Raw genomic sequence first — 16,466 nt, 5'->3', positions numbered from 1 at the left:
GGCGATGACATACCAGGATCGCCTCGGCGTCAAGTGGCGCAAGTCGAGTCGCAGCGACAACAACGGCGGCGCGTGCGTGGAGGTTGCCGCCGTCAACGGGGGCATCCTGATCCGCGACAGCAAGGATGCGGCTGGCCCGGTCCTGCGCATCGGCAACCCTGCCTGGAAAGCGTTCCTCAGCACCTTGCGCTGAACCGCGACCCGCCAGAGCGCACACCGCCATCGGCCCTGTCAGCTCGAATGCGACCAGGCATAGCGAGGGCCGCCAGAAGTTGAGGCGGCCACCGCCCGGTGACCGCCTCAACTCGCTACTTCTTGCTCTCCTTGACGGTCGTCTTCGGGTGCGACTGACCGTACTTAGCCGTCACGTAACGACCGGTGACCGCGCTGCGATACGTGCTGGCACCTTTCTTCGCCATGACTGAGAACACCTCCTCTCCGTACTCGATCGACTTGCTCGACCGAGCCGGGAGGAGCGATGATCTGCCTTGCTTTAGAAGCAGGTCGGGCTCCGTCCCGGCTCACGAGCCCCGGGCGCGCCAACGCCCGGGGCTCGTTGCTTTCGTCAGCTGCAGCCGCTGGTGGAGCCGCAGCCCTCGCAGACGTAGCAGCTGCCGGCGGGCCGCATCTTCGTGCCGCAGGTGAAGCAGAGCGGCGCGTCAGCGGCCTTGCCGATCACGGCCTCCAGCAGTTCGGTGCTGGAACCCACCGACGGCGCGGGCTTCACGGCCGCGGCGTCGGCCATCTCCTGCGCCGGCTGCGCGATCGGGCCGGTCTTCGGCTCGGGCGCCTCGACCGGGGCGGAGGCGGCCATCGCGGTGAGGTCCGCACCGCTCGCCTCCGCCTCCGCCTCGGCCCGGAGCTGGGCGGCCCGCTCCTTGGCGGTGAAGATGCCCAGCTCGGCGCGGCGGTCGTACGGCAGGAAGTCCAGCGCCAGGCGACGGAAGATGTAGTCCATCACCGAGGCGGCCATCCGCACGTCCGGGTCGTCGGTCATGCCGGCCGGCTCGAAGCGCATGTTGGTGAACTTGCTGACGTACGTCTCCAGCGGGACGCCGTACTGGAGACCGATGGAGATGGCCACCGAGAAGGCGTCCATCACACCGGCCAGGGTCGAGCCCTGCTTCGACATCTTGAGGAAGACCTCGCCGAGGCCGTCGTCCGGGTAGGACGAGGCGGTGAGGTAGCCCTCCGCGCCGCCGACCGAGAAGGAGACCGTCTGCGACGGGCGCTTCTTCGGCAGCCGCTTGCGCACCGGGCGGTACTCGACGACCTTCTCCACGACCTTCTCGACCTCGGCGGCCGGGGCCTGCGTCTCGGCGGTGGCCTTGTTCGGCTTGGCGGCCGACAGCGGCTGGCCGACCTTGCAGTTGTCCCGGTAGATCGCCAGCGCCTTGAGGCCGAGCTTCCAGCCCTCGAAGTAGATCTTCTCGACGTCCTCGACGGTGGCCTGCTCCGGCATGTTGACCGTCTTGGAGATGGCGCCGGAGATGAACGGCTGGACGGCCGCCATCATCCGCACGTGACCCATCGGCGCGATCGAGCGCTCGCCCATCGCGCAGTCGAAGACCGGGTAGTGCTCCGGCTTGAGGCCCGGGGCGTCCACCACGTGGCCGTGGTCGGCGATGTGCTCGACGATCGCCTCGACCTGCTCCTCGGGGTAGCCGAGGCTGCGCAGGGCACGCGGCACGGTCTGGTTGACGATCTGCATCGAGCCGCCGCCGACCAGCTTCTTGAACTTCACCAGTGCCAGGTCCGGCTCGACACCGGTGGTGTCGCAGTCCATCATCAGGCCGATGGTGCCGGTCGGGGCGAGCACGCTGGCCTGCGAGTTGCGCCAGCCGAACTTGTCACCGAGCTTGTTGCCCAGCGTCCACTGCTTGGTCGCCTCGCGCTGCACGGCGGTCGCCACGGTGCCGGTCGGCTTGATCGCGTCGTTTGCGGCGGCGTGCTTGCGCATGACCCGCTTGTGCGGCTCGGCGTTGCGGGCGTAGCCGTCGTACGGGCCGACGATGCCGGCCAGCTCGGCGGAACGGCGGTAGGCGGTGCCGGTCATCAGCGAGGTGATCGCGGCGGACACCTCCCGGCCCTGCTCCGAGTCGTACGGCAGGCCGGAGGCCATCAGCAGCGCGCCCAGGTTGGCGTACCCGATGCCGAGCTGCCGGTAGGCGCGGGTGGTCTCACCGATCTTCTCGGTCGGGAAGTCGGCGAAGCAGATCGAGATGTCCATCGCGGTGATGACGAACTCGACCGACTTGACGAACTTCTCCACCTCGAAGCCGCCGTCGGCGCGGAGGAACTTCATCAGGTTCAGCGAGGCCAGGTTGCACGAGGAGTTGTCCAGGTGCAGGTACTCCGAGCACGGGTTCGACGCGGTGATCCGCCCGGTCTCCGGGCAGGTGTGCCAGTCGTTGATGGTGTCGTCGTACTGCAGGCCCGGGTCGGCGCACTCCCAGGCCGCCTGGGAGATGGTGTGGAACAGCTTCTTGGCGTCGATCGTCTCGATGGTCTGCCCGTCGAGCCGGCCGCGCAGGTCGAAGCCGCCGCCGTTCTCCACCGCGGTCATGAACTCGTCGGAGACGCGGACCGAGTTGTTGGCGTTCTGGTACTGCACGCTGACGATGTCGGCGCCGCCCAGGTCCATGTCGAACCCGGCGTCCCGCAGCGCGCGGATCTTGTCCTCCTCGCGCGCCTTGGTCGCCACGAACTCCTCGATGTCCGGGTGGTCCACGTCGAGGATGACCATCTTCGCGGCGCGCCGGGTGGCGCCACCGGACTTGATGGTGCCGGCGGAGGCGTCCGCGCCGCGCATGAAGCTGACCGGGCCGGAGGCGGTGCCGCCGGAGGAGAGCAGCTCCTTCGAGGAACGGATCCGGGAGAGGTTGACCCCGGCGCCGGAGCCGCCCTGGAAGATCCGCCCCTCCTCCTTGTACCAGTCGAGGATCGAGTCCATCGAGTCGTCGACGGAGAGGATGAAGCAGGCGCTGACCTGCTGCGGCGACGGCGTGCCGACGTTGAACCACACCGGCGAGTTGAAGCTGAACACCTGGTGCAGCAGCATCCAGGTCAGCTCGTGCGCGAACACCTCGGCGTCGGCCGGGGTGGCGAAGTAGCCGTACTCCTCACCGGCGGTGCGGTAGGTCTCGACCACCCGGTCGATCAGCTGCCGCAGCGACCACTCCCGCTCCGGGGTCCCCACCGCGCCCCGGAAGTACTTGGTGGTCACGATGTTCGCCGCGTTCACCGACCAGGACTCGGGGAACTCCACCCCGCGCTGCTCGAAGTTGATCGAGCCGTCCCGCCAGTTCGTCATGACGACGTCGCGGCGCTCCCAGGCGACCTCGTCGTAGGGATGCACCCCCTCGGTCGTCCAGACGCGCTCGATCTTCAGCCCCGCCCCGGCCTTGTTCCGTGACTTGCTGGTCGTCACGCCCTCGCCCCCCTCGTCGGCAACGGTCACCCACCGCGCCTCGTGTACCTGTCAGAAACCCGTGAATGTCAGCTGATCGCGCCGGCGGCGTCCGCCGCACCGGCACCGGCGCCCTCCCGGGCGCGCGCGGCGGCCCGCAGCGCCTCGATCTCGCGCTCGAAGTCGGCGAGCGAGTCGAAGGACCGGTAGACGCTGGCGAACCGCATGTAGGCCACCTCGTCGAGGTCACGCAACGGGCCGAGGATGGCCAGGCCCACCTCGTGGCTGGGGATCTCGGCCGCCCCCTTGGCCCGCACGGTCTCCTCGACCTTCTGTGCCAGCAGCGCGATCGAGTCGTCGTCGACCGGGCGCCCCTGGCACGCCTTGCGCACCCCACCGATGATCTTCGTACGGCTGAACGGCTCGGTCACCCCGCTGCGCTTGACCACCGCGAGCACCGCCTCCTCGACGGTGGTGAACCGCTTGCCGCACTCCGGGCACGACCGTCGCCGCCGGATGAGCTGGCCGTCGTCGGCCTCCCGCGAGTCGACCACCCGGGAGTCGGCGTGCCGGCAGTACGGACACCGCATTCGCCCGACCTCCTCCGTCGATCGCGGGCACACCTACCGGCTCCCGGGCACGCGTCGACACGGCGGGGCCATCGTCCGATGACCGTCGCCGAGTGCGCGGTGCGGGAGTGCGTTCGGTAGTCGAACCCAACCTGTAGGCAACTTACGCCCGTGTGACTACTACATCTAGGGGTCGACCGTATGCCGAACCCCAAGCGAGGTCAAGTTGGCGGGCGTGTCCGGCGCGTCATCAGGATCACGCCCGGCACGACGCCACCGAGGAGCCCAACGGACGGCCTCCCGTGCTAGTCACGGCCGGCCGGGATAGAACATCCGTTCGAGCGGCGTACTCTTCTATCAGAACACCAGTTCGGAAATCCAGGAATTCGGCGCGACACGCCGACAGCAGGTCGTACAGATGTTTGAAAATGGCCGATCTCACCTATACGGTCAGACCACACGCACCACGAGCCGACGAGGCACCCCAGCGCCGACCAGGGAGGGACGGACGTGACCGAGGACCGGGCCAGCCGGCAGAAGAACCCGCAGCCGAACGACGGGGCGGGTCCTCCGGCGACCCGTCGCCCCCGCACCGCCCGCAGCCGCACCGCCCCCGCGGCGGTGCGTCCGGTCACCCCGGTGGTGAGCAGCTTCCCCGACCCGGCGACCGTCGACCTGACCGCCCGGCAGCGGCGGATCCTGGAGTTCATCCGCAACTGGGTCGAGCGCCACGGCTACCCGCCGAGCGTGCGCGAGATCGGCGAGGCGGTCGGGCTGGTGTCCCCGTCCAGCGTCGCCTACCAGCTCAAGGAGCTGGAGAAGAAGGGCTTCCTGCGCCGCGACCCGAACCGTCCGCGCGCCGTCGACGTCCGCGCGCCGGGCGAGGCGGACGACGAGGCGGCCCGCGCGCAGCGGCCCGCCCCGGCGTACGTGCCGATGCTGGGCCGCATCGCCGCCGGTGGGCCGATCCTGGCCGAGCAGGCGGTGGAGGACATCTTCCCCCTCCCCCGCGAGCTGGTCGGTGAGGGCGAGGTCTTCATGCTCCAGGTCAAGGGCGACTCGATGCTCGACGCGGCGATCTGCGACGGTGACTGGGTGGTCGTCCGGCAGCAGCCGAACGCCGAGGTCGGCGACATCGTGGCCGCCATGCTCGACGGTGAGGCGACGGTGAAGACCTACCGGCGGCGGGACGGGCACGTCTGGCTGATGCCGCAGAACCCGGCCTTCGACCCGATCCCCGGTGACGACGCCACCATCATGGGCCGCGTGGTGGCGGTCCTGCGCCGCATCTGACCGACAGCAGCGAAAAGGGGTGACCGTCGCCGGTCACCCCTTTTCCGTGTCGTCTCAGTAGCGGTCGCCGCGGTACTCCCGGCCACCGCCGGACACCGGGCCGTACCGGCCCTGGTCGTCGTAACCGTCGCGACGCCCGCCACGCGGCTCCTGTCCGCGGCGCGGCGGCTCGGCCCGGCCGCCCTCTGCGCGCGGCCCGCCGCCGTTCGGCTGGCCGCGGTATCCGGCGCCGCCCGGGCCGCCGCCGTAGCCGCCACCCGGGCCGCCACGACCCGGACTGCCCTGGCCGCCACCCGGGCCGCCACGACCGGGACCGCCCTGGCCTGCGCCCGGTCCGCCCTGGCCTCCGCCGCCGTAGACGCCGCCTCCGCGCCCTCCGCCGCCGGCCGGGGCTCCGCCGCCGCCGTAGACGCCGCCGCCCTGCGGACGGCCCGCGCCCGGAGGACGGCCACCGCCCTGGCCGCGACCGCCGTCCTGAGGGCCGCCACCGTACACGCCGCCGCCTTGCCGGCCACCGCCGTAGACACCGCCGGACGCCGGGCGGTCGCCGTTGGCCGCGCCGCCGTAGACGCCGCCCTGACCGCCGCCGTAGACACCGCCGCGCGGGGCGTCCGGCCGTTCGCCCGACGGGAAGCCGTTGTTCACCGGGAACTCGCCGCTGTGCTCGGGCTCGTCGGCGGGCGCCCGGGGCGCCGGCTTGCGCCGCGCCCGCAGGATGCCGAAGACGCCCGCGCCGACCAGGAGCGCGCCGAGCACCCCGACCGCCGCGATCAGGTACGTGATCTCGTCGAGCGAGAGCCCTTCGAGCCAGGACTTCTCGGCGGACGCCTTGGTCTCGGCCTTGCCGCCGTTCGGCAGCGCCTCGGCGCCGGTGGTCGACGGGGTGTAGCTGAGGATGTCGATCGGATCCGACTCGTCGAGCGTGCCGCCGTCGGAGACGGTGACGAACAACTTGCCGTCCGGCGTGTAGGAGATCGCCTCGCCGAACGGGTCGGCCAGCGGGGTGACCCGGGGCTTGCCGGTGGTGATCGCCTTGACGAGGTCGCCGCCGGCCACGTCGAACTCGAACGCGTCGGCGTACGTGCGCAGCACGACCTTGCTGCCGTCGGGCGAGCGGGCGGCGCCGGTGACCAGCGCCCGCCCGGGCGAGCCGAACTTGTTCTCGGTGTTCGTCTTCGGGAGCGTGACCTCGCCGACCTTCTTCATCGGGATCGGCTCGGTGTCACCGCTCGCCTTCAGCTTCACCGTCGGGGTGAAGATCTCCGACTTGCCGGAGAGATCCTTGGTGATCACCAGCGGCATGTTGTCGTCGCCGACGAGCAGGGCCTCCGCGTCGTGCGGCTCCTTGCCCGGGTAGCTGAGCCGGTGCAGCACCGGCTGCTTCGAGCCGCTCAGCGGCATCGTCCAGACCGCTACCCGCTCCCGGCGCGTCTTCTTCTCCACGTTGTCGCCGGTGTCGGCGATCCAGAGGGTCTTGCGGTCCGGGCTGAGCGCGAGGTCCTCGGTGTCGAGCGGCCCGTCACCGGAGTAACGGACCTCCTTGTCGACCTTGCACTTGGTGTCCAGGTAGAAGACCCGCTTGCGGCTGGGGTCGTCCGAGCCGTCGTTGATCACGACGTACCCGTTGCTGGTGGCCACCAGACCGGACAGCTCGCGGAGGCGATTGTCCTCGACAGTGCACTTCTTCTTGGGAGCCGCGGCCAGCACGGGGGCCGCGGCGGGAGCCGCCGGGGCCGGCCCGGCCGGCGCCACGACCGCGCCGACCAGGCCGAGCGCGAGCGTGACCGAGGAGACAACGTGCCGCATGACGCTCAGTGTCGCACGGCGCGGGTTTCCGGCGGGTGACGCCGGACGGCTCACCGCCCGGCGCCCACCCGCTCGTCGCTGGTCAGCCGGTCACCCGCCCGGTACGGCGCGAGTTCCGCGGCCAGACCCTCGCTGACCCGCACGTGCACCAGCGTGCCCTCGGGCAGGTGCGCGGTGCTGAGCACCTCACCCTGCCGGTGCACCCGGGAGACCAGGTCACCCCGGTCGTACGGGAGCACCGCGCGCACCTCGACCGCAGGCCGGGGCAGCCGCCGCTCGACGGCCTCGCGCATCTCGTCGATCCCGCGCCCGCTGTGGGCGGAGACGAAGACCGCGTCCGGCCAGAGCCGCTTGAGCCGCAGCATCGTCTCCTCGTCGGTGGCGTCGGTCTTGTTCACCACCAGGAGTTCCGGCAGCCGGTCCGCGCCCACCTCGGCGAGCACCTCGCGTACCGCCCGGACCTGCTCCTCCGGGTCCGGGTGGGTGCCGTCGACCACGTGCACGACCAGGTCGGCGTCGGCGACCTCCTCCAGCGTCGAGCGGAACGCCTCGACGATCTGGTGCGGCAGGTGCCGGACGAACCCGACCGTGTCGGACAGCGTGTAGAGCCGGCCGTCGGACGTGGTGGCCCGGCGGGTGGTCGGGTCCAGCGTGGCGAACAGCGCGTTCTCCACCAGCACGCCCGCACCGGTGAGGCGGTTGAGCAGGCTGGACTTGCCGGCGTTCGTGTAGCCGGCGATGGCCACCGCGGGCACCGCGTTACGGGTACGCCGGGCGCGCTTCGTCTGGCGTACCGTCGCCATGCTCTTGATCTCGCGGCGCAGCCGCGCGATGCGGTGGCGGATGCGCCGCCGGTCGGTCTCCAGCTTGGTCTCACCGGGACCACGCAGACCCACGCCGCCGCCGGCGCCACCGCCGCGGCCGCTACCACCGGTCTGCCGGGACAGCGTCTCGCCCCAGCCGCGCAGGCGCGGCAGCAGGTATTCGAGCTGGGCCAGCTCGACCTGCGCCTTGCCCTCCTTGCTCTTGGCGTGCTGGGCGAAGATGTCGAGGATCAGGGCGGTCCGGTCGACCACCTTGACCTTGGTGCGCTGCTCCAGGTTGCGCAGCTGCGACGGCGACAGCTCACCGTCACAGATGATCGTGTCGGCGCCGGTGGACAGCACTACCGCGCCCAGGTCGTCGACCTTGCCCCGGCCGATGTACGTGGCCGGGTCGGGCCGGTGACGACGCTGGATCAGCCCTTCGAGCACCTGCGAACCGGCCGTCTCGGCCAGCGCCGCCAGCTCGGTGAGGCTGTTGTCGGCGTCGGACTGGGTGCCCTCGGTCCAGACCCCCACGAGGACGACCCGCTCCAGCCGAAGCTGACGGTATTCGACCTCGGTGATGTCTGTGAGTTCGGTGGAGAGGCCGGGGACCCGCCGCAGCGCCTGCCGCTCCGACAGCTCGTACTCGCCGGTGGTGGCGTCGAACTCGTCGTCGGTGTAGGGATGGAAGGTCTCCTGCTCGCGCAAATGCGTCTCCTGTCCGTTTTGGGCAACGCCGAGAATTTTCGGCGCGTGACAGCAATCCTGACATGTGACAACGCCGGACGCACCTGTGTTATGCCCGTGACGCTACCGACGGGTAGCGGGGGCGGATGCCGGGCGACCTGGGCGGGCGAGTAGAAATGCCAGTCGAGCCGCTCAGCGCCGACGGAGGAGTTTCTCGTGGCCAACACCCGACTGCCGAGTGCCGGATTCTCCATCACCATCCGGATCGCGGTACCCGCCGACGCCTCCTCCATCGGCCGGCTCACCACCGCCGCCGGTGAGGCCGGGGCCATCGTCACCGCGCTGGACGTGGTCGACTCCGACCCCGCGCACGTGATCGTCGACCTCACCTGCGACACCGCCGACGCCGGCCACGCCGATCAGGTCGTCGACGCGCTCACCGCGCTCGACGGGGTGGACGTCCGCAAGGTCTCCGACCGCACCTTCCTGCTGCACCTCGGCGGCAAGATCGAGGTCACCCCGAAGGTCGCGCTGCGCACCCGCGACGAGCTGTCCCGCGCGTACACCCCGGGCGTGGCCCGGGTCTGCATGGCGATCGCGGAGAACCCGGCCGACGCGCGCCGGCTCACCATCAAGCGCAACACCGTCGCCGTGGTCAGCGACGGCACCGCGGTGCTCGGCCTGGGCAACCTCGGGCCGGCCGCGTCGCTGCCGGTGATGGAGGGCAAGGCGGCGCTGTTCAAGCGCTTCGGCGGGGTGGACGCCTGGCCGGTCGTGCTGGACACCCAGGACACCGACGAGATCGTGGCGATCGTCAAGGCGATCGCGCCCGCGTACGGGGGCATCAACCTGGAGGACATCGCCGCGCCGCGCTGCTTCGAGATCGAGGCCCGGCTGCGCGAGGCCCTGGACATCCCGGTCTTCCACGACGACCAGCACGGCACCGCGATCTGCGTGCTGGCCGCGCTGACGAACGCGTTGCGCGTCGTGGGCAAGCAGCTCGCGGACGTCCGGGTCGTGGTCTCCGGCGCCGGCGCGGCCGGCACCGCGATCATGAAGCTGCTGCTGCGCCAGGGCGTGGGCGACATCATCGCGTACGACCGCCAGGGCGCCCTGCACCGCGGACTGCCGGACCTCAACCCGGCCTGGCAGTGGCTGGCCGATAACACCAACAAGGAGAACTACTCCGGTGACCTGGCCGGGGCGGTACGCGGCGCGGACGTGTTCATCGGCGTGAGCGCGCCGAACCTGCTCACCGGCGAGGACGTCGCCGCGATGGCGAAGGACTCGATCGTCTTCGCGCTCGCCAACCCCGACCCGGAGGTGGACCCGCGGGAGGCGCGCAAGTACGCCGCGGTGGTCGCCACCGGCCGCTCGGACCAGCCGAACCAGATCAACAACGTGCTCGCCTTCCCCGGCGTGTTCCGCGGCATGCTCGACGCGCACGCCGAGGAGTTCACCGAGGAGATGGCGCTCGCCGCCGCGCGGGCCATCGCGGACGTGGTCGGCGAAGACAAGATCAACCCGACGGTGATCGTGCCGAGCGTCTTCGACTCCCGGGTCGCCCCGGCCGTGGCCGCCGCGGTACGGGCCGCCGCGCAGAACCCGGCCGCTACGCCGGCCCCGGCGGCCGACCCGGGCCCGGCCGACCTCCCCGAGATCGCCGCCAACGCCAGCGCCACCCCCTGACGCACCGCAGCTTGATCGACTCCACTTCCCCGAAGTGGCGGCATCATCACCCTTGATCAACACCAGTTCCCCGAAGTGGCGGCATCAGAGGCTCCGCGATATGACCACTTCGCCGAGCTGGTGTTGATCACGCTGGGCGACCGTGCGCCGGCGGAAGCAGGGGCCACGGCTGCCAGGGTCACCGACACCACTCACCATGCGCGTGTTGACCAAGGAGTTCGCGTCACCGAAGCACCGGGAATCCGCCACAAACTCCTTGATCACGGGGGCGGGAGGGCGGGCGGCACCGGGCTGGGCGGGGCAGGGCCGGGGCAGGGCGGGGCGGGGCGGGGCGGGGCGGGGCGGGGCGCGGGCTACGGGTGCAGGGCGGCGGGGGTCAGGGTGCCTGTCGCCACCAGGACGGCGGGGCCGGAGAGCCAGCACGAATCGGCTGTCACGGTGACCGTCAGACGCCCGCCTGGCACGTCGACTGTCATCGTGCCGGTGTCCAGGCCGGCGTCGCGCAACGCCACCGCCGCCACCGCGCACGCGCCGGTGCCGCAGGACAGCGTCTCGGCCGAGCCGCGCTCGTACACCCGCATCAGCACGTGCCCGTCGGTGCCGTCGACCGGCTCACCCGGCGTGGTGAACTCGACGTTCACCCCGGACGGGAACGTCGAGGCGTCCACCTCGGGCGCGCGAGTGAGGTCCAGGCCGGTCAGCTCCAGCGCGGCGGGCAGCGCGCACACCAGGTGCGGGTTGCCGACGTCCACGGCGGTGCCGGGCAGCGTCAGCCCGCCGAGCGTGGCGGTGGCCGTGTCGTACAGCCGGGGGCGGCGCATCTCGACCGCCACGTCCGCGCCCTCGACCCGTGCCCGCACCAGGCCGGCGCGGGTCGCGATCGGCAGCGTCCCGCCCGACGGGGCTGCGAGCGAACGGTCCAGCAGGTAGCGGACGAACACGCGGGCCCCGTTGCCGCACATCTCGGCGAACGAGCCGTCGGAGTTCCAGTAGTCCATGAACCACTCGGCCTCGCCGGCGAGCGCGACGCCCTCGGGGTGCTTGGCGGCGCGTACGACACGCAGCACGCCGTCGCCGCCGAGCCCGCGCCGCCTGTCGCAGAGCGCGGCGACCAGGCCGGGTGTCAGGTCGAGGGTGCCGTCCGGGTCGGGCAGGATGACGAAGTCGTTGCCGGTGCCGTGACCCTTGGTGAACTCCACTCCCCCATCATCGCCGATGCTCGGCGACCACCCGCAGGGCAGTGTCGAGAAACGCGGGCGACGCCGAGTCCAGCCAGTGGACGCGCGGGTCACGCCGGAACCAGGAGCGCTGCCTCCGGACGAACCGGCGGGTCGCGCGGATCGTCTCCTCGTGCGCCTGCGCCTCGGTCAGCTCCCCGGCCAGGAACCGCAGCACCTGCTGGTAGCCGAGCGCCCGGCTCGCCGTCCGCCCCTCGGGCAGCCCTTCGCCGACCAGCGCCCGCACCTCGTCGACCAGGCCGTCGGCCCACATCCGGTCCACCCGCAGCGCGATCCGCTCGTCGAGGCGCGCGGTGTCCAGGTCCACGCCGAGCTGCAGCGACGGGTAGTACGGCGTGGGCGACGGCAGCGACGCGGTGAACGGCGCGCCGGTCAGCTCGATCACCTCCAGCGCCCGCACGATCCGCCGCCCGTTGGTGGGCAGGATGCTCGCCGCCGCGCCCGGGTCGGCCTCGGTCAACCGCGCGTGCAGCGGCAGGGGGCCCACCGCGGCGAGTTCCGCCTCCAGCCGCTCCCGCAGCGCCGGGTCGGTGCCGGGGAACTCGAACCGTTCCAGCACCGCCCGCACGTACAGCCCGGAGCCGCCCACCAGCAGCGGCACCCGTCCCCGGGCCAGGATGTCGTCGACGGCCGCGCGGGCCAGCGCCTGGTACTCGGCGACGCTGGCCGGCTCGGTCACCGGCCAGATGTCCAGCAGGTGGTGCGGCACGCCCTCGCGCTCGGCCGGCGTCAGCTTCGCGGTGCCGATGTCCATGCCCCGGTAGAGCTGCATCGAGTCGGCGTTCACCACCTCGCCGTCGAGCGCGTGCGCCAGTGCGATGCTCAGCGCCGACTTCCCGGCCGCGGTCGGCCCGACCACCGCCACGACCGTCATGCCCGCTCCCAGTTCGCCACGAAGTAGGCGACGCCGTAGGGGGCGCGGTGGTAGCTCAGCTCGCCGCGCCAGTCGCCGCCCGCCGTCCGGGCCGCGCCGGCCAGCACCTGCCACGGCGCCCGCCCGGCGACCCTCAGCTCCGCCGACAGCCCCGGGTCCAGGCCGAGCAACGCATCGGCGTCCGCGCCGGCCAGGGCCGCGGCGACCCCCTCGTCGTACGCCTCGGCGCGCGGATCGTCGTACCCCGGCGCCTTGACGCCCCGGCAGGCGGACCCGTCGCCGAGCACGAGCAGCGCGACCCGCGGATCGTCGTCGTCGATCAGGCTCGCGCCGAACTCCGCACACTCGGCCGGTGTGGCGTCGTGCGCCACCGACCGGGCCAGGCGGGGCAGCTCGGTGCCGGAGCGGTTGAGCAGCCAGGCGCCGACGGTCAGGCTCAGCGGCAGGCGCTCCCCGCCGGAGCAGGAGATCTTCCACAGCCGCACCGGCCGGTCGAGCCCGAAGCCGCGCAGGGAGCCCCAGTCGGCGGCGTTGAACCGGACGGTCTCCGGCCCGCCGCCGACGAGCAGGATCGCCTCGGGGCCGGCGGCGAGCAGCCGGGCCACAGCGGCGTCGGCGGCGGCGCGCAGGTCGTCCAGCTCGGGCGCGGCGGCGCCGGCCAGCTCGGGCACGATCAACGGTGGGTGGGGGCACACGGCGGCGGCGACCAGGGACACGCCCCCAAACCTATCGGGATCCCCCGGTGCGTCCCCGCGCCGATCCGGTCATCGGGGGCGTACAACACCGTATGGTCACGGTCGGCGACAGGCGCTCGACACGGACGGGGGCGGACCTGTGACAATGCCGGGAGAAAGTTTGCTGCGCCGTGGCGGCGAACGAGGGGGCTGTCCCCTCGACGCCGGGAGAACGAGGATGGGCACATGAGCGACTGGACTGCCTTCGGACGGGTCGACGAGGACGGCACCGTCTACGTCAAGACCGCCGAGGGCGAGCGGGTGGTCGGATCCTGGCAGGCAGGGGCACCGGAGGAAGGGCTCGCCCACTTCGCCCGGCGCTACGCCGACCTGGTGACCGAGGTCGATCTGACCGAGGCGCGGCTCAACTCGGGCGCGGCTGATGCCGGCCACTCCCTGACCACGATCCGCCGCATCCGTGGGTCGCTGGCCGAGGCGCACGTCGTCGGTGACATCGACGCCCTTGCCGCCCGCCTGGACAAGCTGGCCACCGTCGCCGAGGAGAAGGCCGGCGAGGCCAAGGCCGCCCGCGAGGCCGCCCGGGGCGAGGCGCTGGCGCGCAAGACCGCCCTGGTCGAGGAGGCCGAGAAGCTGGCCGCCGAGTCGACCGGCTGGAAGACCGCCGGTGACCGGCTCAAGGAGATCCTCGACGAGTGGAAGACCATCCGCGGCGTCGACAAGAAAGCCGACGGTGAGCTGTGGAAGCGGTTCGCCGCCGCACGGGACGGCTTCACCCGCCGCCGGGGCGCCCACTTCGCCTCCCTCGACCAGCAGCGCAAGCAGGCGCAGACGGTCAAGGAGGAGCTGGTCGCCGAGGCGGAGAAGCTCAAGGACTCCAGCGACTGGGGCGTCACCGCCGGTCAGCTCAAGGACCTGATGGCCCAGTGGAAGGCCGCGCCGCGCGCCGCCAAGGAAGCCGAGCAGAAGCTCTGGGAACGGTTCCGCGCCGCGCAGGACGAGTTCTTCACCCGCCGCAGCGAGGTCTTCTCCGCCCGCGACAACGAGCAGCGCGCCAACCTGGAGCGTAAGCAGGCGCTGCTGGCCGAGGCCGAGGCGCTGGACGTCGACGGCGACCCCAAGGGCGCCCAGGCGAAGCTGCGGGAGATCCAGGCGCAGTGGCACGAGGCCGGCCGGGTGCCGCGCGAAGCCGCCGCCGGGCTGGAGCGCCGGCTGCGGGCCGTGGACGACAAGGTCCGCGACGTGATGGACTCGGCGTGGCGGCGTACCTCCAAGGAGGACAACCCGCTGCTGGCGCAGATGCGCGCCCAGGTCGCCGAGGCCGAGGACCGGCTGGCCCGGGCCCAGGCCGCCGGTGACGCCCGCCGGATCAAGGAGGCCGAGCAGGCGCTCGCCTCGAAGCGGCAGTTCCTCCAGCTCGCCGAGCAGGCCGGCTGACGCGAGCACCCCGGCCGGGCAGGCCGGCGGACAGACACATCGGGTGAGCCCCCGGCCGGGTCGGCCGGGGGCTCACCTGCGTCCGGGCCGGGTTGACGCATCGAGGCAGGCTGATCAGAATGAGCGGCGGAGCCAGGTTCAGGCACCGGCACGAGGGCATCGACGGCTGATCTGCGCCGTCGACGATCGCCGGTGCGACATCTCGCGAGAGGCCGTCCACACGACACGGCCCGGCGCGCGCTGCGCGCGTACTCGACGACGAGCGGGACGTGCCTCCTGGTCCTGCCGCCCGCGGCGCCTGCGCGGCGCGGGCATCCGAAGTGGAGCTTCCATGCACCGACGCACCGCCCTCGGCGGCGCCCTGACGGCGCTCGCCACCGCGGCAGCCGGCGTTCTCGTCGCCGCCGCCGTCTCCACCGCACCGGCCGCCGCGGCGGCCGGTGGCACCGGCACCGGTTACCTGCACACCAGCGGCAACAAGATCGTCGACAGTACGGGCGCGACGGTCCGCCTGACCGGTATCAACTGGTTCGGGATGGAGACCGACAACAAGACGTTCCACGGCCTGTGGTCGAGCAACCCGTGGCGCTCGCAGCTCGACACCATGGCCCGGCTGGGCTACAACACGCTGCGGATCCCGTACTCGAACGACGCGCTCAAGGCCGGCGCGACAGCCACCGGCATCAACGACTTCGTCAACCCGGACCTGATCGGGCTCTCCCCGCTGCAGATCCTCGACAAGGTCATCGACTACGCGGGCAGCAAGGGGATGCGGGTCATCCTGGACCGGCACCGGCCCACGTCGGCCGGGCAGTCGCCGCTCTGGTACACCTCGACGGTCTCCGAGGCGACCTGGATCAACGACTGGAAGATGCTGGCTCAGCGGTACGCCGGCAACACCACTGTGATCGGCGCGGACCTGCACAACGAGCCGCACGCCGAAGGCACCAACCCGGCCGCCACCGGCGCCTGCTGGGGCTGCGGCGACACCGCCCGGGACTGGCGGCTGGCCGCCGAGCGGGCCGGCAACGCGATCCTCGGCGTGCAGCCCAACTGGCTGATCTTCGTGGAGGGGGTGAGCTGCCCGAGCGGCGGCCTGTCGAACGTCTGGGACAACGACCCCAGCAACGACGAGGACTGCGGCTGGTGGGGCGGCAACCTGTCCAAGGCCGGGCAGTTCCCGGTCCGGTTGAACGTGGCGAACCGGCTGGTCTACTCGCCACACGAGTACGCCACGTCGGTGTACCGCCAGGCCTGGTTCGACGACCCGACCTACCCGGCGAACATGCCGGCCATCTGGGACAAGTACTGGGGCTACCTCTACAAGCAGAACATCGCGCCGATCATGATGGGCGAGTTCGGCACCACGCTCCAGGACCCCAAGGACAAGATCTGGCTCCAGAACCTGATGGCGTACACCGGTACCGGCGTGAACGGCATGTCGTTCACGTACTGGTCGTGGAACCCGAACTCCGGTGACACGGGCGGCATCGCCAACGACGACTGGACCACGATCAACCAGCCGAAGCAGGACATCCTCACGCCGTACCTGATCCCGCCGACCGGCGGTGGCGGCACCACCAGCCCCTCCCCGACCGGCACGCCGAACACCTCGCCGGCGCCGACCACCCCGCCGCCTCCGGTGACCGGTGGCTGCACCGCCACCTACAAGCAGATCAACTCGTGGGCGGGTGGCTTCCAGGGGGAGCTGACCGTCAAGAACACCGGCACCGCCGCGGTGAACCCGTGGTCGGCCACCTGGACGTGGCCGTCCGGCGTGACGCTGGCGAGCGGCTGGAACGCCACAGTCACGCAGTCCGGCACCACTGTGACTGCCGCCGCGCCGGCCTGGGCGTCGTCGCTGGCGGCGGGCGCATCGGTCACCGTCGGCTTCACCGCCAACGGCTCCGCCGCGACGCCGGGCGGCGTGAAGCTCAACGGCACCGCCTGCTGACGTAAGGAAGGG

Annotated in this window: 12 protein-coding genes; 5 read left to right on the top strand and 7 right to left on the bottom strand. The window is 71.8% G+C overall.

Annotated features, from left to right (window positions below; translation table 11 throughout):
* Positions 1-4 precede the first annotated feature (4 nt).
* Positions 5-193, top strand: a complete 189-nt coding sequence (locus ML5_RS09120) for a DUF397 domain-containing protein (RefSeq protein ID WP_013474491.1) — start codon at positions 5-7, stop codon at positions 191-193.
* A 372-nt stretch (positions 194-565) separates the two neighbouring features.
* On the opposite strand, the gene ML5_RS09115 is transcribed toward ML5_RS09120, so the two are convergent.
* Both ML5_RS09115 and nrdR read right to left on the bottom strand, forming a co-directional pair.
* Positions 566-3,460: a vitamin B12-dependent ribonucleotide reductase gene (locus tag ML5_RS09115; protein ID WP_013474489.1), complete on the bottom strand. Its 2,895-nt coding sequence runs from the start codon at positions 3,458-3,460 to the stop codon at positions 566-568.
* Positions 3,461-3,498: 38 nt separating this feature from the next.
* Entirely contained in the window at positions 3,499-3,999 is a 501-nt protein-coding gene (gene nrdR / locus ML5_RS09110) for a transcriptional regulator NrdR (RefSeq protein WP_013474488.1), read from the bottom strand.
* A 489-nt stretch (positions 4,000-4,488) separates the two neighbouring features.
* On the opposite strand from nrdR, the gene lexA reads away from it, so the two are divergent.
* On the top strand, positions 4,489-5,271 hold the full coding sequence (gene lexA / locus ML5_RS09105; RefSeq protein WP_013284750.1) for a transcriptional repressor LexA: 783 nt from the start codon (positions 4,489-4,491) through the stop codon (positions 5,269-5,271).
* Between the two features lie 54 nt (positions 5,272-5,325).
* Here the strand turns inward: lexA and ML5_RS32540 are convergent, their stop codons facing one another.
* Both ML5_RS32540 and hflX read right to left on the bottom strand, forming a co-directional pair.
* Positions 5,326-7,077, bottom strand: a complete 1,752-nt coding sequence (locus ML5_RS32540) for a hypothetical protein (protein WP_013474487.1) — start codon at positions 7,075-7,077, stop codon at positions 5,326-5,328.
* Positions 7,078-7,127: 50 nt separating this feature from the next.
* Positions 7,128-8,591, bottom strand: coding sequence for a GTPase HflX (gene hflX, locus ML5_RS09095; RefSeq protein WP_013474486.1), 1,464 nt, complete (start codon positions 8,589-8,591; stop codon positions 7,128-7,130).
* Between the two features lie 195 nt (positions 8,592-8,786).
* On the opposite strand from hflX, the gene ML5_RS09090 reads away from it, so the two are divergent.
* Positions 8,787-10,259: an NAD-dependent malic enzyme gene (locus ML5_RS09090; protein ID WP_013474485.1), complete on the top strand. Its 1,473-nt coding sequence runs from the start codon at positions 8,787-8,789 to the stop codon at positions 10,257-10,259.
* A 353-nt stretch (positions 10,260-10,612) separates the two neighbouring features.
* On the opposite strand, the gene dapF is transcribed toward ML5_RS09090, so the two are convergent.
* The 3 genes from dapF to ML5_RS31945 are packed head-to-tail and all read right to left on the bottom strand — an operon-like array spanning position 10,613 to position 13,087.
* Positions 10,613-11,458 (bottom strand): diaminopimelate epimerase, encoded by an 846-nt coding sequence (gene dapF, locus ML5_RS09085; RefSeq protein ID WP_013474484.1) that lies wholly within the window; start codon positions 11,456-11,458, stop codon positions 10,613-10,615.
* A gap of 7 nt (positions 11,459-11,465) precedes the next feature.
* Positions 11,466-12,371 (bottom strand): tRNA (adenosine(37)-N6)-dimethylallyltransferase MiaA, encoded by a 906-nt coding sequence (gene miaA / locus ML5_RS09080; protein ID WP_013474483.1) that lies wholly within the window; start codon positions 12,369-12,371, stop codon positions 11,466-11,468.
* Positions 12,368-13,087: a hypothetical protein gene (locus ML5_RS31945; RefSeq protein WP_013474482.1), complete on the bottom strand. Its 720-nt coding sequence runs from the start codon at positions 13,085-13,087 to the stop codon at positions 12,368-12,370. Before ML5_RS31945 ends, miaA begins: the two co-directional genes overlap by 4 nt.
* Positions 13,088-13,291: 204 nt before the next feature.
* Between ML5_RS31945 and ML5_RS09070 the strand changes: the two genes are divergently transcribed.
* Complete coding sequence (locus tag ML5_RS09070) at positions 13,292-14,500, top strand: DUF349 domain-containing protein (protein ID WP_013474481.1); 1,209 nt, start codon at positions 13,292-13,294, stop codon at positions 14,498-14,500.
* Positions 14,501-14,831: 331 nt separating this feature from the next.
* The gene (locus ML5_RS09065; RefSeq protein ID WP_013474480.1) at positions 14,832-16,454 is read left to right on the top strand and encodes a cellulase family glycosylhydrolase; all 1,623 of its coding nucleotides are present in this window, start codon (positions 14,832-14,834) and stop codon (positions 16,452-16,454) included.
* Positions 16,455-16,466: the final 12 nt, after the last annotated feature.

This window comes from Micromonospora sp. L5, assembly GCF_000177655.2.
Classification (GTDB): Bacteria; Actinomycetota; Actinomycetes; order Mycobacteriales; family Micromonosporaceae; genus Micromonospora; species Micromonospora aurantiaca.
The sequence above is the reverse complement of the archived record's forward strand: the minus strand, read 5'-3'. Positions and strand labels throughout refer to the sequence as shown.

Bases quoted from the DNA above. Each gene is read 5' to 3' on its own strand.
- ML5_RS32540 (WP_013474487.1), bottom strand. From the start codon at position 7,077: ATGCGGCACGTTGTCTCCTCGGTCACGCTCGCGCTCGGCCTGGTCGGC.
- nrdR (WP_013474488.1), bottom strand. From the start codon at position 3,999: ATGCGGTGTCCGTACTGCCGGCACGCCGACTCCCGGGTGGTCGACTCG.
- miaA (WP_013474483.1), bottom strand. From the start codon at position 12,371: ATGACGGTCGTGGCGGTGGTCGGGCCGACCGCGGCCGGGAAGTCGGCG.
- ML5_RS09120 (WP_013474491.1), top strand. From the start codon at position 5: ATGACATACCAGGATCGCCTCGGCGTCAAGTGGCGCAAGTCGAGTCGC.
- ML5_RS09070 (WP_013474481.1), top strand. From the start codon at position 13,292: ATGAGCGACTGGACTGCCTTCGGACGGGTCGACGAGGACGGCACCGTC.
- ML5_RS09065 (WP_013474480.1), top strand. From the start codon at position 14,832: ATGCACCGACGCACCGCCCTCGGCGGCGCCCTGACGGCGCTCGCCACC.